Raw genomic sequence first — 21,726 nt, 5'->3', positions numbered from 1 at the left:
ATCCTATCTTCAAAATTAATGATCACTCATCGCTATTACAACAAAAAAAGCCATATTGTTGTTTCAATATGGCTCATTATTTCTGATATTTTGAACTTTACTTTTTACGGAGTAAATAATCCAAGATAGCTTTACCCTTGTCATCGGCAGAGATGGCTGAATTGGACAAGATGATCACACCACTTTTTTTGTCGGGCGACAAGGCTAGATAGGAGCTGCTTCCTGCAGTTCCGCCATTGTGCCAATAAACCGTTAGGTCGTCAATCAAATTCATATGCCATGCGAGTCCAAGATCTGTGTCTGGGGGGAGAAAAAATGTAAATAACCGGGTATTTGCCATCGCATTTTCCAAGGGAGTCTGCGGCATTTTGAATTGCGCATTCGCAAATTTAAGCAGATCCTCGAGTGTCGATTTTAATCCGCCAGCTGGACCGAAAGCGTCAAATGACCAAGGAATCACTTCCTGGCCTTCTTTATTATATACTTTAAAAGTATCTTTTCTCTTAGGGTCTAATACTTGAAAGGTATTACTCATTTCAAGTGGTTTACAGATGATGTCTTTTACAAGCTGATCATAACTTTTTTTATAGATACTGCATATAATGTCTCCTAATACAGCGTAACCAAGGTTGCTGTACTCGTATTCTTCACCTGGATTTTTTTTGTTTTTAAAGCTTGCGAGGTAATTATAAAGTGCTTTTTTGTCGTATGTTTTGTAGGGGTCGTTTTCGTTAAATCCTTTTACTTTGTCAAGATTGTCAGGAAGTCTAGGTAAGCCAGAAGTATGATTGGCCAGCATTTGAAACGTTATTTTTGAAAGTTCTCCATTTTTCTTGAGTGTATCAGGGAGAAATAGCGCGATAGGCTGATCTAACGTTATCGTTCCTTCTTCGACAAGATTTGACAAAAGTATAGCGGTAAAAACTTTGCTCAGTGAACCGATCTCATAAACAGACGTTTTTGTAGGCGGAGTTTGGTTGCCTTTGGCCGTCTCACCATAGAAATAGGTTTTGGTTTGTCCATTTTTTAGAATGCCAATCGCAAGTGATTGCGTATTTTGTTGTTTCAAATAAGCATTTGCAACCGAATCGACAAAAAGGTCGTCGTTATCGACTGATTTCTGTGTGGCAGGTACCACAATAGTTTTTTCCACTTGAGGCTTTATTGCCAAAGGAGTGAACTTTAATGTGTTGAATTTTAAGCTTGTGTCCGTCGCAAAAAGAACCTCATACGATCTGCTGTCGAAGTCCATCTGATAAGTTGCAAGCCCTTTTTCAAATTCTTTTATCGTTGAGCTTTTTACTCTTCCTAAGGGATAGAGCTCCTGCAGTACTTGGGTGAATTTGGCTAGGCTAATTTGCTGTTTGAAAGAATCACTGGCCAAATTATAGGCGGAGTCTGTCATCTGGGAATTGATAAAAAATTCCAGCCTATTGTAAACTCCTCTGTTGATCTGTTCCTCAGGATTCGTTTGGGCAAAGGAGTAAGATGTGATGCCCAGCAATACTATTGTAATAAAATGTTTCATAACTATTGATGGGCACAAATCTACGGAATGTTTAAATTCCAATCAATTGTTTTAATCGTGCATAGCCTGATTTACTGATATTGAGCTTTTCTCCCGATGTCAGTGCAGCAATATAAGAATCCTTTTCATAAGGTTCCAATTTGGCCAACTGATCTACCTTAATGATAAAAGACCGGTGTATGCGGACAAATTGATTCGGATCCAAAGACTTTTCAAAAAATGCCATTGTTTTATTTTTTAGGTACATGCCATCTTTGGTATGAATTTTAACATAGTCATCGTAAGACTCCAGATATTTGACGGTATCAATCGGAATAATCTTAATCTGCGTACCTGTTTTTACAACGATACGGTCGATTTTTGTTTCGTCTTGTGCTGTTAGTACTTCGTAGTTGGGTTGGACTTTTTTCTCCGGTGCGGAGTAGCTTGCCCTGAATTTTTCCAAAGCTTTTTTGAAACGTGTTGGTGATACTGGTTTTAATAGGTAATCCAGGGCGTTCTTTTCGAAAGCTTTCAAGGCGTATTCGTCAAAAGCGGTTGTAAAGATGACTGCAGGAGGATCGTCAACGAGTTCAAGCATTTCAAATCCGGTCAATTTGGGCATTTGTACGTCTAGAAAAATTAAATCCGGCTCGTGCGCATGGATAGCCTTAACAGCTTCAAAGCCATCACCGCATTCTGCCATGATGGATATATCGGCTTCATTTTTTAGGTAACCCGCAATAATGGAGCGTGCAAGGGGTTCATCATCGATAATAACGACTTTAATCATATTGAGGTATTTTTAGGGTGCTGATAAATATGTTGTCCTGAATTTGAGTTTCCAGTAGATCATTTCTTCCATACAGGAGATATAATCGGCGTTGAATGCTCGATAGTCCAAATCCAGTTCCTTTTTTCGGTTTTGACTTTTCTTCGGTGTCGAAGGGGTTGGTAATCTGAATCAGCAGCTGACCATCATTGGAATGGCATTTTATTTTAATTTCTACTTGATCCGTTACATTATATAAGCCGTGTTTAATTGCATTTTCTACCAGTGGCTGAATAATCATGGCTGGTAATCTATTGTTGAAAATTTCTTCTGAGGAAGAGATGGATGTATTTAGTCGATGACCGAAACGAACTTTTTCAATATCGAGATAAAGTTGAAGGTGATCGAGCTCTTCTTCAAGTGTGATAATTTGATTGTTTTCTTTTCTTAATGTTCCTCTTAAAAAGTCCGATAACTGAAATGTCATGTTTCGGGCTTCATCCGGATTGGCACCAATAAGTGCTATAATGGAGTTGAGGCTATTGAATAGGAAATGCGGCTGTAACTGTTGTCTTAGATTATACAGTTCGGCCTCCCGAAGTAAATTTTCCGATTCCTGTTTCCGTTTGATATTGTTGATGTTGTCTTCCTGAATATTCCAGACGATATTGATAATGGCAACAGAAGTCAAAATGAGGAAGTTAACGATGCCCCGATAGGGTAATGTTAAATCCAGCAAAGGGGTAAAGGTCGATTGGATAAAGTAACTCATCAAGAACCGGCTTAATGCGATGCTTATTGCGCCCATGATTAAACCGATGATGAGTACCTTCCAAATCTCCCGGGGTTGTGGGGTATAGAAATTAAGCGCTGATGACATGCCATAACAGCAAAACATCATCACAATACTGTTTATAAATGAATCTTTGAATGCGAGTTGTTGGTCAAAACCAGAACGAAGCATCAATAGGTATTGTAATGCAAGATATCCGATAAATACGGATATACAGATAATGCCAATTAATCGACTTTTAACACTGAGGAACAGCTTACTTTTCATCTATTAAGCATTTTTTATGGTTAAATTACCTAAAATACAGGTGCCTGTTATATAGATTTTTTTATCTGTATCGGGGTTATAAATCGTTTGGAACCGGCGGTCATCGACAGAGCCCAAGATTGAGGCGACGTTGCTAAATACCGTCCAATGCGGAGGTATAATAATACGTGCGCTGCCGAACAATTGGAATGTATCGATCACAATAGGCTGCTGAATATCAGCTTTTGTTAGATCCAGCTCTACACTTCCAAATACATTGGTCATATTGCCCCCTCTAAAATGTTTGGAATAGATTACTTTCTTTTGGCCTGCAAAGATGGTATTCAGATTGAGGTTGTCCTCAAATGACTGGTGAAAGGAATCTTTATCTTTGTCGCCAAAAGCCTGCTGATTAGGCGAGGCTTGTTGGCTTGAACCGTATTGTTCGTTAAATGGTCTGGATTCCTGGTCAGTAACACCGCTGTCAGTAACGCCTTCCGTAGGTACGTTGACTCGCTTATCCCAGTCGTAAGAGCCTTGCGGCGGATTAGGGTAAGTTGGGGGAACCATCGGAGGTTTCCTTTTGCTCATGATAAAGTAAATCCCGAGAGAAATGATGATGATCGGGACGGTTACGGAACCAAAGTCTGTGCGCATCATTCTTGAAATAAGGCTTGCTCCGCCTATGATCAATAGGATAATGGCCGATTTTTTCTGAAATTGGGAATTTATACCAATGACCAATCCAATGATGATTAATATCGTTTGCCAGCCAAATAACCAATCCGGAAACCAGCTTCCTAAATTTAGGTTATTCAATAATAAGAATATACCTACGATGATCACAATCGCTCCTACAATATTGCGGCTATTATTGCTGTTTGGTATGATGGGTTCTTTTTCCATAATGTTTTTACTATTTATGACTCAAAGATAGAGGCACAAATATATTCTACATATTTGCTTTAGGTAATACAACTTATATTTTCGGTAAATGTAATGATTTCGTCGGTAAAAAATCTTGTTGTTTATTTTTTATCTCGGCTATAAATAGAAGTGAACTACCATTTTTACGCGTAATTGTCTTTTTTTTTAATATTATTTGGTGTATTAAAATGAATTATTATATATTTATCAAAGATTAAGATTACTTTAAACTTAAATAACAACCAATGGGAGATTTTGAAAACAAAGAACGTGAAGAAGTTTTTTCAAAAAAGGTGAGAGCAGGTAAGCGTACTTATTTTTTTGATGTAAAAGCAACTCGATCGAACGATTACTACATTACTATCACAGAAAGCAAGAAGCGCTTTGAGGATGGCCAGTTTATTAAGCATAAGATTTTCTTATATAAAGAAGATTTTGAGAAATTCGCTGATGGTTTGACTGATGTGGTTAATTACATCAAGTCTAATCAGGAAGTAATCGAGAAACGTTATGAGCCTAACTTTGACGATGCATACGCTGAGGAAGCGGATGTTCGATCAAAAGATGATTTTTCGTTCTAGTATCCGTGGAACGAGATCTTAATGAAAAAAAGAAATAAAAGCCACTGATGTGGCTTTTTTTATTGTTTTATATCCGATGCTGCACTTGACGACCAAGGCGATTGCTATAACGGTATATTTCGCAGGAAATCATTGAGCACGGCATTGAATTTTTCGGGTTCCTCGAGATTCGGCAGGTGCCCGGATTCTTCAAACTCCATATAGCGGACGTCGGGTATATTTTCGATCAGGATATTTGTTTGCTCTTCGCTCATCAACTTGTCGTGTTTACCTTTTATGATCAGTGTCGGAATAATAATTGTCTTCAACGAATGGGTTGTATCTGTTCGCGAAGCAAGAGCGAGTTGTGTCGCGCAAATGCTGGCGACTTCATTTCTGCGAATACAGCTTTTGATGAGTTCAACAGCTTCGGGGTTTTCACGGATTGTTTTATCGTGAAACACATTTGCGATAAAGCCAATGGCAAATGGTCTTCTGCCATATTTTAATAAAGCCTGAATGGAATCAAAACGCTTTTGTTTGCCTTTGTTGTCGTCGGAAAGGGAATTCGTGTCGCAGAGGATAAGTCCTTTGAGCTGCTGTCCGATCAATTCATAGGTCCTGAGGGCGATGTAGCCACCCATAGAGATTCCACAAAGGATGACATGATTGAGGTCGAGTTTACGAATAAACTCCACAAGATCTTTGGCAAAAACATCGACGGAGAAAAAACCATGTCCATTGGTACTTAGGCCATGTCCTCGAACATCAATGGCGATGCCTGTATAATCTTCGTCGAGTTGCAGGAGTTGTTGTTTCCAGGTGTTTTTGTTGAAGGGAAAACCATGGATGAAAATGACTGTTTTCGGAGAGGGGTATAATTTGCTTGGGCGAATATAGTAGGAGATGCTGATATCTCCGATGCGAATTTTACTGAGTTTTAATTCTCTTTTGCTCATGAATGCTAACATTTGTCCGTGTCTGAAAAAAAAAGTTGATATTTTAAATATAATATTATCAACGAGATAAAAGAAATGTTGTTGTATAAAGTTTAAAAAAGAGAAAAAATGTTTGTTAAATCGATAAATATAACGATATTTGCATCACCAAAACGGAAAAGGATAACGGATTTGTTTTGGTTGCCTAGCGCTCCTAGCTCAATTGGATAGAGCATCTGACTACGAATCAGAAGGTTAGGGGTTCGACTCCCTTGGTGCGCACAAATACAGTTTTTGTATTGTTAAAAGAGGCATTCCTAGCTCAATTGGATAGAGCGTCTGACTACGGATCAGAAGGTTAGGGGTTCGACTCCCTTGGAGTGCACAGATAAAAGCCAGTCAATTTGATTGGCTTTTTGTTTTTAGAAGAATTATTGCAAGGTAGTCGATGGAAGGAGGGAACTTCTTTTTGAAAAAAAATTTGTAAAAAAACGAATTCTGACTATATTTGCGTCACCAAAACACATGGGACAGAGTTCTAAACGTAATGGTTTATTGCGCTCCTAGCTCAATTGGATAGAGCATCTGACTACGGATCAGAAGGTTAGGGGTTCGACTCCCTTGGAGCGCACAACTGAAAAGCCTAGTCATCATCTGTGATTAGGCTTTTATTTTTTAACTCGTTTTAATTTCTTAAATAAAACTATGCTAAACCTTGTAATATTTGGCCCTCCGGGTGCAGGTAAGGGAACCCAATCTGCAAAGCTTATTGAAAAATATCAATTGGTTCATGTTTCAACTGGTGATATTTTTAGAGCACATATTAAAGGTCAAACGCCACTTGGTCAACAAGTGAGCCAGATTATTGCTGAGGGAAATTTAGTGCCAGATTCGATTACGATAGCAATGCTGGAAGAGGAAGTAAAGAAAAATCCGGATGCAAAAGGATTTATTTTTGATGGATTTCCTCGTACTGTTGCGCAAGCTGAGGCGTTGGATGCTTTTTTAGAAGGTATCAATACGTCAATCTCAGTAGTAATCGCACTGGATGTGAATGAGGATGAATTGAAAGCACGCATCGCTAAACGTAAGGAAATTTCTGGTCGTGCGGATGATGATGCTGATAAATTGGTGAAGCGTATTGATGAATATTTCACAAAGACGATTCATGTGTTGCCGTATTATGAGGCACAAGGTAAACTTTCTAAAGTGAATGGTATCGGTGATATTGATTCTATCTTTAAAAGTTTAACAGATATCATCGATAATTATTAATTAAGATAAGTACTTTTTAGACTGTAATAAATTGTAATGGCGCAAGGTTCGAATTTTGTTGATTATGTGAAAGTGTGTTGTCGTTCTGGACATGGTGGGGCAGGTTCGGCTCATTTGCACCGTGACAAGCACACAGCTACCGGTGGACCCGATGGTGGTGACGGCGGTCGTGGAGGGCATATTATACTGAAAGGAACGACTAATCTCTGGACGTTACTCCATTTAAAATATCGTAAGCATATTATTGCGTCAAACGGTGAGTCTGGCGGCAGTTCTTTGCGTACTGGGGCAACTGGACGTGATGAGATCTTGGAAGTGCCATTGGGTACGATTGCGAAGGATGCAGAGACGGGAGAGGTGTTGTTCGATATCACAGAAGACGGTGAAACCAGGATATTGGTTCCGGGAGGAAAAGGCGGGCTGGGTAATTGGCATTTTAAGTCGCCAACGCAGCAGACACCGCGGTTTTCGCAACCTGGTCTTCCAGGTAAAGAGCAGTGGATGATTCTCGAATTGAAGGTTCTTGCTGATGTTGGACTGGTTGGATTCCCGAATGCTGGTAAATCAACGTTGTTGTCAGTGGTCTCTGCTGCGAAACCAGAAATCGCAAATTACCCCTTTACAACACTGGTACCTAATTTGGGTATGGTGAGCTACCGGGATAACCGTTCCTTTGTTATGGCCGATATTCCGGGTATTATCGAAGGCGCTTCAGAAGGAAAGGGATTAGGGTATCGTTTCTTGCGGCATATTGAACGAAATTCAGTTTTGCTGTTTATGGTGCCTGCCGATACCGATCGGACGATCCGTGAGGAGTACGCGATTCTATTGAATGAACTGACAGCGTATAATCCAGAATTGGCAGATAAACCCAAATTGCTTGCTATTACCAAGTCTGATATGCTCGATGAGGAGCTGGAGAAGGAAATGGAGCAGGAGCTACCGGAAGATGTACCCTATATTTTCATTTCTTCGGTGACAGGTAAAAATATATTGCCATTGAAAGATATGATCTGGAAAGCAATCAACTCTTAAAAGTTGAATACATAAACAGAAAAGGCGCTTCATCGGTATGGAGCGCCTTTTCTGTTTCTATTAAATGCTTTATGTTGCTAAAAAAAGAACATTTTATAAGTTTTTTTGTTAATTTCATGCTATTATTTTATTCCTGATGGAAGGCTGGTTTTTAGCCCCATTACCAAATTAAATCTAAATGAAAACAGCAGACGAAAAGTATTGCGTAGAATGTGGCAAGTTGATCAATATCAAGGCCGAGGTTTGTCCCTATTGTGGCGTAAGACAGCCTATATTTTATGCCAACCAACCCTTTCAGCAACAAAATAACACGTTTCAGGATGACAGATGGTTGCCGGCATTGTTATTTTGCTTTTTTCTAGGCCCTTTTGGAGCACATCGGTTCTATTTGGGGCAAATTGGTACCGCTGTTATTCAGCTGCTTACCTTGGGCGGTTGTGGTATCTGGTATCTGATCGATTTGATAATGATTCTTGTCGGAAAATATAAGGATGCAGATGGCAATTACATTAAGAGTCCTATAAACAATAGTTAATGATTTATATCCTGCTGAAATACCTTAAATATCATTGGATCTATTCGTTGGTATTGGGGTATTTCGGGATTGCTATAGGCTTATATCTTTTCACGGATATCCATATTCTTGTTCCTTGCCTTTGGAAGGCTGCAAGTGGCTATGATTGCCCGGGATGTGGTCTTACTACCGCTTTGATTGCTTTGTTGCGCTTGGAGTTTCGAGAAGCCTGGCTAGAGAATCCATTGATTTATATGCTTGTCCCGTTATTGACAGGTCTGATTTTGAGAGACTTTGCAACGTTTTGGAAGAAAGAATTAGTTGAAGAATAAAAAAATAAAAAATGTTTTCACTTTTAAGTGATATGTCGTAACTTTGTCTCCCGTGAAAATTAAAGTAGAGTCTTTATTGGTAGGTGCCTTAGGAAACGGTTTGTCAATCGTGATGATGCATTGTTAATTGATATTTAGCCCATTTGAGGGCTTTTTTTATATCCAATCAAGAACGCTTTAAAATTCATAAAAGTAAGGATACACATTTTATAATATTACATCGATAATGACCAACTACAGCAAATTGCCTGCAATTTTAGTTTTAGAAGATGGTACAGTTTATCACGGTAAAGCCGCTGGTAAAATTGGTACGACTACTGGGGAAATCTGTTTCAATACAGGAACAACTGGTTATCAAGAGATTTTCACAGATCCATCTTATTTTGGACAAATCATGGTAACCACCAATGCTCATATTGGTAACTATGGTATTGATGAGGATGATACCGAATCAAATCAAATTCAGATTGCGGGACTAGTTTGTAAGAACTACAACATCAACTATAGCCGTAAAATGGCTGATGAATCTATCCAAAGCTACTTTGAAGAGGGTAATTTAGTTGGTATTTCTGATGTGGATACCCGTTCATTGGTGCGACATATCCGTGATAAAGGTGCGATGAATGCGATTATTTCTTCAGAAACATTGGATGTTGAGGAATTAAAGCGTCAATTGGCTGAAGTTCCTTCAATGGATGGACTTGAGCTGTCTTCAAAAGTAACAACAGCTGAGCCTTATTTCTTCGGTAATGAAAATGCTTCGTTACGTGTAGCGGTTTTGGACTTGGGCATCAAGAAAAATATCTTGCGCAATTTTGAGGCTCGTGATGTATATACAAAGGTTTTTCCTGCGAAAACAACATTTGAGGAAATGGAGAAATGGAATCCGGATGGTTATTTCATTTCCAATGGTCCTGGCGATCCAGCACCGATGGATTATGCAATCGATACGGTAAAAGCTATTTTGAATGCAAATAAACCGATGTTTGGTATTTGTTTAGGTCACCAGATCTTAGCATTGGCAAATGGTATCCGCACAAGCAAATTGCATAACGGACACCGTGGTATCAATCACCCGGTGAAGAATATTATCGCCAACCGTTGTGAAATCACTTCGCAGAACCACGGTTTTGGGGTTGTGGCTGAAGATATCCAAAATTCTGAAAACGTCGAAATTACACACGTTAATTTGAACGATCAGTCTATTGAAGGTATCCGTATCAAAGGACAGAAGGCATTTTCGGTGCAATATCACCCAGAATCATCACCGGGTCCACATGACTCACGCTATTTGTTTGATGATTTTGTAGCGATGATCAAAAACTAAATTGTACAATATTATATAAAAAACCCTTCAGATCTTGAAGGGTTTTTTATTGTATTTATTTGAACAGTTATGCCGATGGGGCATATTTAATTCATAATAAATAGGGGAATAAATACATTTTTTATTATATTTGATTGTGAAAAATGTCTGTAGACAAGAGTGTGTCTTATCTACACTAAGTAATGAAAATAAATTATAGTCTAATAAAGAGATGAGTTTAATTATCGATGTTCATGCGCGTCAAATTTTGGATTCGCGCGGTAACCCTACAATTGAGGTAGATGTTACTACACAAAATGGTTTTGTTGGTCGTGCAGCTGTTCCTTCAGGTGCTTCAACTGGTATTCACGAAGCAGTAGAATTGCGTGATGGTGACAAATCAAAATATCTAGGAAAAGGTGTTTTGAAAGCGGTTGAGAATGTAAACACTACAATTGCAAAAGCACTAGAAGGTGTAGATGTTTTCGAGCAAAATGCCATCGATAAAATCATGATTGATTTAGACGGTAGCGAAAATAAAGGAAACCTGGGTGCAAATGCTATTTTAGGAGTTTCTTTAGCTGTAGCGAAAGCTGCTGCTCAGGAGTCACGTCAACCATTATACCGTTATATCGGTGGTGTAAATGCGAACACGTTGCCTATCCCTATGATGAATATCATCAATGGTGGTTCACACTCTGATGCACCTATCGCATTTCAGGAATTTATGATCATGCCTGTGGGTGCGCCTTCATTTTCTGAGGCTTTGCGTTGGGGTACTGAGGTTTTCCATACCTTGAAAAAAATCTTACATGACAGAGGTCTTTCAACTGCAGTAGGTGATGAAGGTGGTTTTGCGCCAACTTTTGAAGGTACTGAGGATGCTATCGAAACAGTTTTGAAAGCGATTGAAATCGCTGGTTACAAACCAGGTCAAGATGTTTGTTTAGCGTTGGATTGTGCTTCTTCTGAGTTCTACAAAGACGGTAAATACGATTATACGAAGTTTGAAGGTGATAAAGGTGCTGTACGTTCTAGTGAAGAACAAGCAAGCTATTTGGCTGAATTAACAGCTAAATACCCTATTATTTCTATCGAAGATGGTATGGCTGAAGATGATTGGGCTGGATGGAAAACATTGACTGATAAAATCGGTGACCATGTTCAATTAGTAGGTGATGATCTTTTTGTTACAAATACAAAACGTCTTCAACAAGGAATTGATACCCATACAGCAAATTCAATTTTAGTAAAAGTAAATCAAATTGGTTCATTGACTGAAACGATCAATGCGGTTACTTTAGCTCAAAATTCTGGCTATACTTCTGTGATGTCACACCGTTCGGGCGAAACTGAAGATGCGACTATCGCTGACTTAGCTGTAGCATTGAACTGTGGACAGATCAAAACTGGTTCTGCTTCACGTTCTGACCGTATGGCTAAATACAATCAATTGTTGCGTATCGAAGAAGAATTGGGTGGTAATGCCCGTTTCATCGGTAAAAACTTTAAATACGCTAAAAAATAAGTTAAAGTTTGATTTTTAATAAAAAAAGCCGAAGTATCTTCTACTTCGGCTTTTTTTGTGGGCAATTTTTTTTCTATTGGTGCATCGGGGACCGGATCTGATAACCTGTCTTAGAATAAGGTATTTCCTGTGTTTTTGTTGGGATAGGTTAGATCCAAGTCGAATGTTGTATTCAGTTTTTTGATAAAATGTGTCGCCAGTAACGGTGATTCCACCTCAATATTCTGGTGGATAAAGAAATACAATTTTTGCAACCCGTTTTCCCGCCATAGTTTCAGAACATCAATCCATTGATCCAGTCGATCATAGTCTGATGCATGATTTGCACCTACATACCGTACGAAAGCAGTCGGCGTGGTCAAGCGCATATGGAGCATATCTCTCCGACCTGCAGTATCGACCAGTACATTGGTCACATTGGTTTCCTCCAACAGTGCATAGAGTTCTTTTGTTACTTCGGGTTTGGAAAACCAATCTTTATTTCGGACTTCCAACGCTAGCGGGACTTCTTTTGGCCAGTCATGAAGAAATAGTTTTAAACGGGCCATGTCCTTTGGATTATAATTGTCGTGCATCTGAAGAAAAGCCATTCCCAGTTTTTCATCGAAATGAACAATGGAGTCCGTAAATAATTTTACTTTATCACCCGTATTCAGTAGTCTGCTGAAATGGCTGATGGATTGTGGTATTTTTGGGAAGAACTTGAAGTTAGCAGGTGTTTTCTTTTTCCAGGTCTCTACCTGGTCTATGCCAGGTGAATTGTAGAATGTAGCATTGAGTTCAATGCTGTTAAACTGTGTGGAGTAATAAGCAAGTTCGTCTTTTGTCCCTCTGGGATAAAAGCCTTTTAAATCTTGTTTATTCCATTTTGCACAGCCTACATATACCTCAAAAGGCTTGTCTATTTTGAAGTGCTGTAATAAGGTTAAGGTTTCTGGTGTAGTAGGAGGAAGGGTAAAATCGATTTCCTCGGGATGTTCTACTTGGCCGAATTTCATATCAGTTTTTTCTTAATTTATAATCAAATAATAGATGAGCCAACAACGCCAACAGCGTATAACATGTGCCTACGAAAATAACACCGGGCCATTGGAAGTGTTGCCATGTTTGTGCAGCAAAAAAAGTGCCTGTTGATCCACCAATAAAATAGCTGACCATATATACGGTATTTAGTCGGTTGTTGGCACCGAGGTTTAGCGCATAGAAATCGCTTTGATTCAGGATATGCATCGACTGTAGGCCAAGATCGATGAGAATAACACCAAGGATCAGGCCCCAATAGTAATTGCCGAAGAGGGCGAATAATAACCAGCTGATTAACATCAATAGGATCGCGTACAAGATGATTTTTGCTTTGCCTATATAAATGGTTAGTTTATTGACGAAAGCAGCGGCAAGCGCCCCACAGGCACCGACGAGGCCAAAGGCTCCAGCAGTTGCCGGGCCATCAAAGAAAGGTGGGGCTTCAAGATGGAAAACAAGCGTTGTAAAAAATGCAGAAAAAGCCCCAAATCCCATGGCTCCACGAAATGCAGCCAACTGTAATACAGGTTGTTTCCTGGCAAAGTTCCAGACTGATCGCATCAATTCCTGATAAGAACCTTTAAAATTAGGCAGTACCTCTGGTAGCTTGAATGCGATGGTGATGGCTGTTATGACCATAATTGCTGACGCTATCCAATACATTTCGCGCCAGCCAAAGTAGGAGCCGACAAACCCGCTTACAACCCTAGAGAGTAATATACCGATCAGCAGACCCGACATAACCATACCTATCGCTGAAGCCTGCTTTTCTTTGCTCGCAAGTTCGGCTGCCATGGGCACAAAAACCTGTGGAATAACAGACGTGAAACCTATCAGAAAGCTGAATAGCAAGATAGATAGGATAGAAGTGGACATGGCCATGCCTACCAAAGAAAAAATAATGAAAAAGAAATCGATCAAGATCATTTTCTTTCTTTTAAACATATCCCCTAAAGGAACGATCAGTAACAGGCCAAAGGCATATCCGATCTGCGTTAACATGGCCGAATTACTGACCATAGCCTCGTCAATATGTAGGTCTTTGGCAATCAAGCCCAATAGTGGTTGATTGTAATAATTATTGGCGACAACTAAGCCTGTGGCGATGGTCATCAGCCACAAGGTTGCTTTGGATATTTCGTTTTTTGAATCTATTGTTTGCGACATGAGCAATTAATGTAATTCATCCCAGAGATCCTGAAATTGCTGTTTCAATGTTGCAACTTCCTGTTCCAATTGTCCAATTCGATCGAGTAAGATCTGGTCGTTCGAGGAACTGCTCACCGGACCATTATTTTCATAGGTCTCCAGATTGATTTCTCCTAATAAATGGATGTAGCGGACTTCTTTATGTCCCATTTGTTTAGGTAAGGACTTAAGATAGCCTTCTTGTGCCAATTTTTCCAATTGTTCATTGATTTCGCCCAACGATTCAAATTCATAAAGTCTTCCGGAGTTTGAATTAATTTCGCCGGCGGTCAGCGGTCCTCTGAGTAGCAATAAACAGACAATGGTTAATTCAGAGGGAACCAGTGGAAATTGTATGGCAAAATTGTGTTTGTACTTTGTTACGCGAGATCCACCGCCAACAACTGTCGAGATTAAGCCCTTTTTCTTTAATATATCCAATGTCGCAATAATATCTTCTTCCGTATATTGTACAACCGGTTTGCGGGAAGTCTTTTGGTTGCAAGCAGCTTGTAAGCTGTTGATTGTCATTGGATAATATTCTGGAGTTACTTTTGATTTTTCGATTAGTGAGCCTAGTACACGTTGTTCCATGGCAGACAATTGGGGCAAATTAGTTGTTTCCATTTATTTTGAAGAATATAAATTTATGATTGAATGCAAGTATGCTGTTATGGCAACATAACATTGGCTTGCTGTTTTGTTTCTTCTCAAAGATGCCCTTTTTCTCATATAACTCCAAAAGATCTTTTTCTTATCTTCGCATGAGTAATAGAAGATTTTAAGGTGCTTAAGATAGCTTTTCGTCAAGAATTTGTCCACCCCGTCAAAGAGGGGCATCGATTTCCGATGCTGAAATACGAGTTGATTCCTTTACAGTTAAAACATGAGGGTCTGGCAGATGAGTCAAGTTTTTTCAGTCCTGAGCTCGCGAGCTTTGAGACATGCTGTTTGGTCCATGATCCAGTGTATGTAAAGCAGTTGTTTGAGCTTACTTTGGATTCCAGGATGGTCCGTAGAATAGGTTTTCCATTAAGTCAAAGCCTTGTTGATCGGGAGCGATATATCCTAGATGGGACGATCCGTAGTGCTAAATATGCACGTGAGTATGGTGTTGCTTTTACCATTGCAGGGGGGACACATCATGCCGGTTATGATTTTGGTGAAGGCTTCTGTCTGATGAATGATCAAGCGACTGCCGCCGGCTACTTATTGAAGTATAAATATGCTAGCCGTATTCTCATCATTGACCTGGATGTGCACCAAGGAAATGGTACCGCCCATATTTTTGAAGGGCATAACCAGGTGTTTACCTTTTCAATGCATGGTGAGAAAAACTATCCCTTTGTCAAACAGCGTTCCCATTTGGATATTGGCTTAGCAGATCATATTACGGATATGGAATATCTCACTTTATTGGAAGAAAGTTTGGCTGATGTATTTCGGGAATTTGAGCCTGATTTCGTTTTCTACCAGGCTGGGGTCGATATTTTGGAAACAGATAAGCTGGGTAAATTGAACTTAAGCAGCAGTACCTGTCATCGAAGAGATGAATTGGTCTTTCAAATGTGCCATAAACAAAATATCCCTGTTCAAGTAAGTATGGGCGGAGGTTATTCTCCTGAAATTAAAGATATTGTCAATGCACATTGTCAGACTTTTAGAATAGCAATAGATATATATAATTTATAAGATAAGAAATATGTTTTTTCACCAAGATGCAACTTTTGAAGCGTTATCTATTCATCGTGTAGGCAATAAAGCGCAAGATGAATTTTATATTTTGTCGGATGCCCCGGTATCTCTTGAAGGAGATGACGTGTTACCTGGACTCCTGATGCAGTATTTTATGAGCCCTTTTGCAAAGGTGAATGAAGTATATCGTTTATATCATCCCAATGGAGAGTTGGAGCTGAATGAGATTTTCTATTTTGCAAGACAGTATTTTAAGGAGCAGCTTCCATTTCATGATTTTTCCCAACAAATTTCAAAACACCTTTATGAGGTATCCAATCATCCTAAAATTAAAGCTGGAGAGGTGTATGTAGTTGCCTTAAAAAATGTGCAGATCGAAGGGGAAGAACATGATGCGATTGGTATATTCAAATCTGAGAATAAAGAGACTTATCTGAAAGTATATCCGGAGCAAGGTGCTTTTATGTTGGAATATGAGCAGGAGGCGATCAATATCAATAAACTGGACAAGGGCTGTATTATTGTCAATGTGGAAGAAGAAGAGGGGTATAAGGTGCTGGTTCTCGATCAGACAAACCGTCAACAGGAGGCTGTATATTGGAAAGATGAGTTTCTGCAGCTTCGCGTGCGTAACGATAATTTCAATCAAACGGGGAATTACCTGAAAGTGTATAAGAACTTTGTTCAGGAAAAATTAGACGAAACGTTTGAATTGGAGAAAGCGGACAAGATTGATCTGATGAACAAATCCATGAATTACTTTAAGGAAAAGGAAACTTTTGTCCAGGAAGAGTTTGAGGAGGAAGTCTTGGGCAACCCGCAGGCGATTGCTTTATTTCAGGACTTTAAAGCTGGTTTTGAAGATGAATTTGACTCTCCATTTCAGGCAAGTTTTGAAATAGCAGATAAAGCGGTAAAAAAAATGGAATCTTCTTACAAGTCTGTTTTAAAGCTGGATAAGAATTTTCATATCTATGTTCATGGTAAACGTGAATATCTTGAGAAGGGTTATGATGAGGATAAAGGCATGAATTATTACAAGGTCTATTTTGAGAACGAAAGCTAATCGTTTTATATCATTATTTGAATGGAAAAGCGCAATAAAATAGCTGTTTTCACACTGCTGTTACTGCTGATTGGAATTTTTATTTTCTCCCTGATTGAGAAACATAGCCAATGGATTGAGGTGTTTTATGCGCGCGGCTTTTACCGTTTCTATAGCCATGTGCCAAGATTTATTTTTGGTTATGTTCCTTTTAGTTTAGGTGATCTATTTTATGCTATAGTAGTTGGGTTGCTACTTTATTCAATTGCTAAATTGATCGGAAATTTATGGAAAGGAAGATGGAAGAATTCCTTTCGTCCGGTTCTACTTATCATAAATTTGTTATTGGGTCTCTATTTTTTCTTTTACCTATCTTGGGGCCTGAACTATTATCGTGAACCAATCAGTACCAATGCCAATTTGCAAGTTGATAGCTTAAAGTTAGCCGATTATCTCGTGGTTTTGAATGCGTTTCTGGATAGTACAAATAACTTGCGGGAGCATGTAGATCCATCCCAATGGGAAGAGCATAAAGAAACTATTCAAACGGATTTGAGTACATGGGTACAACAGGATACGGCTTTTGCTGATTTCTTGTCAAGGGGTCAAATTAGGGCAAAATCACCAATAAATAGCAGGATAGTCTCTTTTTTTGGTGTCTCGGGCTATTTTAATCCATTTACTCATGAAGCACAGGTTAATAAAGCAATGCCAGTAACCTTTTTACCTTTTACTACAGTGCATGAACTTGCGCATCAACAGGGAATTGGTTTTGAAGACGAGGCGAATTTTATAGCTTTTGTTCGCTTACAGCAACATCCGCAGTCCTTCTACCGATACTCGGCTTATCTACAGACCACGCTTTATATGTTACGTGAACTGCAGGGTATGTATCCTGATTTAGGAAAGGATTACAAGGGAAGATTAAGCGCGAAAGTATTGAAAGACGTGGAAAAAGAAAGGTATTTTTGGAGTCAATACACGGGTTGGGTCGACGATGTGATGGGATTGTTTTATAATCAATACCTGAAACATAACAATCAACAGGAAGGAATAGCACGGTACGATCGGATGACGCGGTTGGTATTGGCCTATGAGCTTAAAAGAAGAGGATGTAGATAATAATGAACCCATAAAAAAGGCGTATTATTTTCTAATACGCCTTTTTTATGGGTTAAGGATTTCGTTATTGTGTTGAAATTAGTTCAAATGTACCCTCAGTTCCGGCACTGCCAGAATAAATCTGTCCTTGAGGTAACCCTCTCAATCCGGTGGGAGCAGTTTTAATCCGATCATAGATGTTTCTCAAGTCTGTGTTTGCATTGACAGCGCGGCCACCTGCAGCTACGTCTCCATAGATATAGTTCGCCGCTTTTTTGTTTGTTGTTTGCGGTTTGAGACTGCCATCTGTTAAAGTGACTTTAATTTTTCCTCCGTTCCCATTGGGAAAAGTTTTGGTACCATTAAAAGCGTCATCTCCTTTTGCAATGATATAAAGGGAACCTAATTTTTGAAAATTAGCATTGATGTCAAAGTTTGCACCGTTATTCTTTCCATCGGTTCCATAGATGGTTGCCTTATTTCCAATTTCAGCGTAACCAATCGTTAGCTTGACATTTTTCTTGCCATAGAACGAAAGGGTCGCATTGTCTTTCATGATTAAAGTATCGATGTGCATGACGACAGTTGAGTCTCTATTATCGATATTTTTTTTTGCCTTTTTGCCAATTTCCAGTTTAGAAATATGTTGTGTTTCTTGTGCTTTCCCAGTGAAGGTCATTGCAAAGCAAAGAAAAAAGCCTAGAATAAATTTAAATTTCATAAAACTTTTAATTAATTGTAACTAACTAGTAGTTTGACAAATAAAAGGTAAAAGAGTTTAAATTTTAGCGAGATATTTTACAATTAATTTGGCAGTTTTCTCTGATGCGCCAGGAGAACCTAATTTCTCGGCCAAAATATCGTAGTTTTCCATCACACTTGCGCGATGAGCTTTATTATTGATAAGTTCACCTACTTCATATGAAATATCGTATGCCGTGCAGTCGTCTTGAATCAATTCCCTCACTGATAAGAAATTATTAATTAGATTCACTAGAGAGATAAATTTAACCTTGATGACTAATTTGGCTATCCATACAGATATTTGGTTAGCCTTATAAACGACAACCTGAGGTACCTTCAGAATACCTGTTTCAAGAGTAGCCGTTCCACTTGTAACGACTGCGGCTTCTGCGTTATTGAGAATATCGTAGGTTTGATCGAAGATCACGGGAATATCAATACCTTTAAAAAACTGCTTGTAGTAGGCTTCATCAAAATTAGGAGCACCGGCGATGACAAATTGATGAACAGGAAAGAAAAACGGAAGTTCGGCCATGATAGGGAGAAGCTTGGAAATTTCCATTTCCCGGCTTCCCGGTAAAAGGGCGATCAGTGGTTTTTCTGAAAGTCCATTTTGTGCTCTAAATTGGGGATTGAAATTATAGGTTGAAATCGCATCCAAAAGCGGGTTTCCAACGTAATCAACGGGCATGCGCCACTTTTTATAAAAATCTACCTCAAAAGGCAAAATACAAAACATATGGTCGACAATCCGTTTGATTTTCTTTACGCGACCTTGATTCCAGGCCCACACTTTTGGGGAAATATAGTAGCATGTTTTGATTCCATGTTTTTTTGCAAAATCAGCAATTTTCAAATTGAAGCCCGGGAAATCTATTAGAATGACGGTGTCTGGTTTTTCTTTTAAGAGATCATTTTTAACAAGTTTGAGATTCCTAGATATCTTTGGCAGATTTTTTAAAACTTCTATAAAGCCCATAAAAGCCATTTCTGAAGTATGTATCAATGCTTTTTTTTCGGCCTCTGCTTGCATTAGATTTCCCCCGACTATTTGGAAAGTCGCATTGGGGTCTTCAATTTTTAATGCTTTAATAAGATTGGCACCATGTAAGTCCCCTGAAGTTTCACCTGCAATAAGATAGTATTTCATATGTCAACGATTTATTCTTTAATGATCATTTGGAATATCTTTTTATCGTTAAAACTGCGTTTCGTCTTAACGATGAGTATTTCATTGAAATGATCGTTTTTGAACTGTTAAAGATAAGATTATTCTAGGTATATGATGACTTTGAACATATTATTCCATATCTTTAATTAAAGATGTTCAACTTTTGAAGAAAAGTATAAAAGCTAAATAGTATTTTTGTCTTATGCAACGATTGTGGTCTTTAATAAGAAATAAGTATTTGTTAGCCGCTTTGGCTTTTCTCGTGTGGATGTTATTTTTTGATCGAAATGACTTTGCCACGCAGTATAGTTATCAAAAGCAGAAAGCAAATTTGGAAAGTGAACGCTCCTTCTATCTGAAGGAGAATGCCGCCATCATTAAGACAATTAACGATATTCGATCAAATCCGCAAGAAGTGCAACGTATTGCTCGTGAGAAGTATAAGATGAAAAAAGATAATGAGGATATTTATGTGATTACTAAAGTAGCAGCTAAAGAGAATCATTAAGATCTACAGTATCGTATAAAATGAAAAACAACGGCCATCATGTTTACATGACGGCCGTCGTTATAAAGTATATAGATATGGGTATTTTAATTTGCGGCTTGCGCTACTAAACCAATGTATAATGGTTTCTTTTCATCATTAGCTTTGCCTATGAGTATCAATGAATAATAATAGCCTTGAACCAACTTAATGTCGCTGCGTGTTGCGATTGTTTTCCCCGCTTTATCACGAGCTGTTACAGTGAATGTGCCACTTTTTTGAGCGATAAAGCCCTGATGGGCACTTGCCGAATTCTGTGTTTCTTGTGCTCTATTTGTCCATTCTGATGGGGAAGTCTGATCGCCTATTTTAAGGCTAACTAAATCCGTACCTTCAGCAAGATTAAAGAAGCGTAAACCAGACTCTGTATTTTTGATGTCTTTATTGATTCGATCTGTAGTGATCACCTGTACGGGTTTGGATTTCGTTCCAAATAAAAAGGATGTATATATGGTGCTGTCTTTGATTGTTACAGTTGTATCCGTTAATTTAGTGTTATATTCAGCGGAAACTGTAATTTTACGTGCTCCTGTAAATAAGCCAATTTGAGCATAACTCTTGAATCCCAGTGGATAATTGGGGTTTTGAAGCGAACCTCCGTCTGCGAAATATATAACTGCATTCGCATCAGTGTATCCATTGACCATGGTAAGCAATGCAGCAGGAATTGGCTGGTCATCGTTATCTTTTAGACAGCTTGTTAGAAAGAAGGCCGCTAAAGCAATAGCAATAAAATTAAATAATCTATAGTTTTTCATAACCGTGTAATATTAAAATCTGTTTTTGTGACTCACATTGCGCTTGTGTTGTCTATTATACGGAGATGACTGACACTTTGCTACAGCGATTTGTAAAAATAATAAAAATCTATAATCAGATCTCGTTTTTTATTCCAATAGCCTTTGCAAGCCAGTTTTTAAAGATGGTGGTTAATCGGATCGGCGGCAGATGAATATGGTTCCTATGCAAAATTTAATCAGTTTGAGGGAAAGGATTTGCTTATGATTGATAAGCAATCCGATTTTGACGTGAGTTTCGTTGAGCACGAGGATTTGGATTGTTAAATTAGTAATCCTAATTTTGAAGTATGAACAATAGAATCAAAAGAATTGCGAAGGGAATGTTTGAGCAGTTTAGGCATCGTAAAATTACGGAATCTGAATTTGTACAGGCGGAGGCAAAAGCGAGGAATCTAGGGGGCTATATGGACGACTTCAACGTATTAATTGCAATGTGTAAGGACACAATTACGGGGAAGTATAAAATGGATAAATGGAATTTATCGATTATTATTGGAACGATACTTTATGTGGTTTCGCCGATTGATGCGATTCCTGATTTTATTCTTGTGGGCGGGTGGATAGATGATGTGGCCATTGTTGGTTATGCGATTCGCAAACTTAGCGCTGAGATGGAACAGTATAAGCGTTCAAAGTTTCCTGTAGAAGCGAGATAAATAAAAAAAGCTACTTTAGAAAA

At 38.7% G+C, this 21,726-nt stretch carries 23 protein-coding genes and 3 tRNA genes; 15 read left to right on the top strand and 11 right to left on the bottom strand.

Features of this window, described 5'->3' with window-relative positions; genetic code table 11:
• Positions 1 to 97 precede the first annotated feature (97 nt).
• Genes ACHWSC_RS12845 through ACHWSC_RS12830 form a run of 4 tightly spaced genes read right to left on the bottom strand, consistent with a single transcriptional unit; the run spans position 98 to position 4,224 of the window.
• The gene (locus ACHWSC_RS12845) at positions 98 to 1,528 is read right to left on the bottom strand and encodes a serine hydrolase domain-containing protein (protein ID WP_394677014.1); all 1,431 of its coding nucleotides are present in this window, start codon (positions 1,526 to 1,528) and stop codon (positions 98 to 100) included.
• A 31-nt stretch (positions 1,529 to 1,559) separates the two neighbouring features.
• Positions 1,560 to 2,300, bottom strand: a complete 741-nt coding sequence (locus ACHWSC_RS12840; RefSeq protein WP_115050661.1) for a LytTR family DNA-binding domain-containing protein — start codon at positions 2,298 to 2,300, stop codon at positions 1,560 to 1,562.
• Positions 2,293 to 3,339 carry a sensor histidine kinase gene (locus tag ACHWSC_RS12835; protein ID WP_394677013.1) on the bottom strand — a complete coding sequence of 349 codons (1,047 nt, stop codon included), beginning with the start codon at positions 3,337 to 3,339 and terminating at the stop codon, positions 2,293 to 2,295. Before ACHWSC_RS12835 ends, ACHWSC_RS12840 begins: the two co-directional genes overlap by 8 nt.
• 3 nt (positions 3,340 to 3,342) lie before the next feature.
• Entirely contained in the window at positions 3,343 to 4,224 is an 882-nt protein-coding gene (locus tag ACHWSC_RS12830) for a hypothetical protein (RefSeq protein ID WP_394677012.1), read from the bottom strand.
• 266 nt (positions 4,225 to 4,490) lie between these two features.
• On the opposite strand from ACHWSC_RS12830, the gene ACHWSC_RS12825 reads away from it, so the two are divergent.
• Entirely contained in the window at positions 4,491 to 4,826 is a 336-nt protein-coding gene (locus tag ACHWSC_RS12825) for a DUF3276 family protein (protein ID WP_075993406.1), read from the top strand.
• Positions 4,827 to 4,930: 104 nt separating this feature from the next.
• On the opposite strand, the gene ACHWSC_RS12820 is transcribed toward ACHWSC_RS12825, so the two are convergent.
• Positions 4,931 to 5,764, bottom strand: a complete 834-nt coding sequence (locus tag ACHWSC_RS12820) for an alpha/beta fold hydrolase (protein WP_088163631.1) — start codon at positions 5,762 to 5,764, stop codon at positions 4,931 to 4,933.
• Positions 5,765 to 5,951: 187 nt separating this feature from the next.
• Here ACHWSC_RS12820 and ACHWSC_RS12815 point away from each other — a divergent pair.
• The 9 genes from ACHWSC_RS12815 to eno all read left to right on the top strand — a co-directional run bounded on the left by ACHWSC_RS12815 (position 5,952) and on the right by eno (position 11,733).
• Positions 5,952 to 6,025, top strand: a tRNA-Arg gene (locus tag ACHWSC_RS12815).
• A 29-nt stretch (positions 6,026 to 6,054) separates the two neighbouring features.
• Positions 6,055 to 6,128: transfer RNA gene (locus ACHWSC_RS12810), tRNA-Arg, on the top strand.
• 172 nt (positions 6,129 to 6,300) lie between these two features.
• Positions 6,301 to 6,374, top strand: a tRNA-Arg gene (locus ACHWSC_RS12805).
• Positions 6,375 to 6,448: 74 nt separating this feature from the next.
• Complete coding sequence (locus ACHWSC_RS12800) at positions 6,449 to 7,018, top strand: adenylate kinase (protein WP_046675448.1); 570 nt, start codon at positions 6,449 to 6,451, stop codon at positions 7,016 to 7,018.
• Between the two features lie 36 nt (positions 7,019 to 7,054).
• A complete protein-coding gene (obgE, locus tag ACHWSC_RS12795) occupies positions 7,055 to 8,053 on the top strand; it encodes a GTPase ObgE (RefSeq protein ID WP_046675449.1) in 999 nt (332 codons plus the stop codon).
• 178 nt (positions 8,054 to 8,231) lie between these two features.
• Positions 8,232 to 8,588: an NINE protein gene (locus ACHWSC_RS12790; protein ID WP_394677011.1), complete on the top strand. Its 357-nt coding sequence runs from the start codon at positions 8,232 to 8,234 to the stop codon at positions 8,586 to 8,588.
• The gene (locus ACHWSC_RS12785; RefSeq protein WP_145328656.1) at positions 8,588 to 8,899 is read left to right on the top strand and encodes a DUF2752 domain-containing protein; all 312 of its coding nucleotides are present in this window, start codon (positions 8,588 to 8,590) and stop codon (positions 8,897 to 8,899) included. The genes ACHWSC_RS12790 and ACHWSC_RS12785 overlap by 1 nt, the downstream gene beginning before the upstream one ends.
• A 226-nt stretch (positions 8,900 to 9,125) precedes the next feature.
• Entirely contained in the window at positions 9,126 to 10,226 is a 1,101-nt protein-coding gene (carA, locus tag ACHWSC_RS12780; RefSeq protein WP_075993402.1) for a glutamine-hydrolyzing carbamoyl-phosphate synthase small subunit, read from the top strand.
• Between the two features lie 211 nt (positions 10,227 to 10,437).
• Entirely contained in the window at positions 10,438 to 11,733 is a 1,296-nt protein-coding gene (eno, locus tag ACHWSC_RS12775; protein ID WP_120332612.1) for a phosphopyruvate hydratase, read from the top strand.
• 110 nt (positions 11,734 to 11,843) lie between these two features.
• On the opposite strand, the gene ACHWSC_RS12770 is transcribed toward eno, so the two are convergent.
• The 3 genes from ACHWSC_RS12770 to ACHWSC_RS12760 are packed head-to-tail and all read right to left on the bottom strand — an operon-like array spanning position 11,844 to position 14,571.
• Complete coding sequence (locus ACHWSC_RS12770; protein WP_394677010.1) at positions 11,844 to 12,731, bottom strand: DUF72 domain-containing protein; 888 nt, start codon at positions 12,729 to 12,731, stop codon at positions 11,844 to 11,846.
• 1 nt (position 12,732) lies between these two features.
• Positions 12,733 to 13,923, bottom strand: a complete 1,191-nt coding sequence (locus ACHWSC_RS12765; RefSeq protein ID WP_394677009.1) for an MFS transporter — start codon at positions 13,921 to 13,923, stop codon at positions 12,733 to 12,735.
• A gap of 6 nt (positions 13,924 to 13,929) precedes the next feature.
• Positions 13,930 to 14,571 carry a YceH family protein gene (locus ACHWSC_RS12760; protein ID WP_394677008.1) on the bottom strand — a complete coding sequence of 214 codons (642 nt, stop codon included), beginning with the start codon at positions 14,569 to 14,571 and terminating at the stop codon, positions 13,930 to 13,932.
• Positions 14,572 to 14,730: 159 nt separating this feature from the next.
• Here ACHWSC_RS12760 and ACHWSC_RS12755 point away from each other — a divergent pair, with 159 nt between their 5' ends.
• Genes ACHWSC_RS12755 through ACHWSC_RS12745 form a run of 3 tightly spaced genes read left to right on the top strand, consistent with a single transcriptional unit; the run spans position 14,731 to position 17,806 of the window.
• Complete coding sequence (locus ACHWSC_RS12755; protein ID WP_394677007.1) at positions 14,731 to 15,636, top strand: histone deacetylase; 906 nt, start codon at positions 14,731 to 14,733, stop codon at positions 15,634 to 15,636.
• 10 nt (positions 15,637 to 15,646) lie between these two features.
• Entirely contained in the window at positions 15,647 to 16,705 is a 1,059-nt protein-coding gene (locus tag ACHWSC_RS12750; RefSeq protein WP_075993398.1) for a nucleoid-associated protein, read from the top strand.
• A gap of 21 nt (positions 16,706 to 16,726) precedes the next feature.
• Entirely contained in the window at positions 16,727 to 17,806 is a 1,080-nt protein-coding gene (locus ACHWSC_RS12745; RefSeq protein WP_394677006.1) for a DUF3810 domain-containing protein, read from the top strand.
• A gap of 64 nt (positions 17,807 to 17,870) precedes the next feature.
• On the opposite strand, the gene ACHWSC_RS12740 is transcribed toward ACHWSC_RS12745, so the two are convergent.
• Together ACHWSC_RS12740 and lpxB are read right to left on the bottom strand one after the other, a co-directional pair.
• On the bottom strand, positions 17,871 to 18,506 hold the full coding sequence (locus tag ACHWSC_RS12740; protein ID WP_075993396.1) for a hypothetical protein: 636 nt from the start codon (positions 18,504 to 18,506) through the stop codon (positions 17,871 to 17,873).
• A 57-nt stretch (positions 18,507 to 18,563) separates the two neighbouring features.
• Positions 18,564 to 19,679, bottom strand: coding sequence for a lipid-A-disaccharide synthase (lpxB, locus tag ACHWSC_RS12735; protein WP_394677005.1), 1,116 nt, complete (start codon positions 19,677 to 19,679; stop codon positions 18,564 to 18,566).
• A gap of 223 nt (positions 19,680 to 19,902) precedes the next feature.
• On the opposite strand from lpxB, the gene ACHWSC_RS12730 reads away from it, so the two are divergent.
• The gene (locus ACHWSC_RS12730) at positions 19,903 to 20,208 is read left to right on the top strand and encodes a septum formation initiator family protein (protein ID WP_075993394.1); all 306 of its coding nucleotides are present in this window, start codon (positions 19,903 to 19,905) and stop codon (positions 20,206 to 20,208) included.
• A gap of 86 nt (positions 20,209 to 20,294) precedes the next feature.
• Here ACHWSC_RS12730 and ACHWSC_RS12725 read toward each other — a convergent pair whose 3' ends face one another.
• The gene (locus tag ACHWSC_RS12725) at positions 20,295 to 21,005 is read right to left on the bottom strand and encodes a DUF4397 domain-containing protein (protein WP_205400910.1); all 711 of its coding nucleotides are present in this window, start codon (positions 21,003 to 21,005) and stop codon (positions 20,295 to 20,297) included.
• Between the two features lie 329 nt (positions 21,006 to 21,334).
• Here ACHWSC_RS12725 and ACHWSC_RS12720 point away from each other — a divergent pair, with 329 nt between their 5' ends.
• Entirely contained in the window at positions 21,335 to 21,703 is a 369-nt protein-coding gene (locus tag ACHWSC_RS12720; protein WP_205400911.1) for a YkvA family protein, read from the top strand.
• Positions 21,704 to 21,726: the final 23 nt, after the last annotated feature.

Source organism: uncultured Sphingobacterium sp., assembly GCF_964277905.1.
Taxonomy (GTDB): Bacteria; Bacteroidota; Bacteroidia; order Sphingobacteriales; family Sphingobacteriaceae; genus Sphingobacterium; species Sphingobacterium siyangense.
The sequence above is the reverse complement of the archived record's forward strand: the minus strand, read 5'-3'. Positions and strand labels throughout refer to the sequence as shown.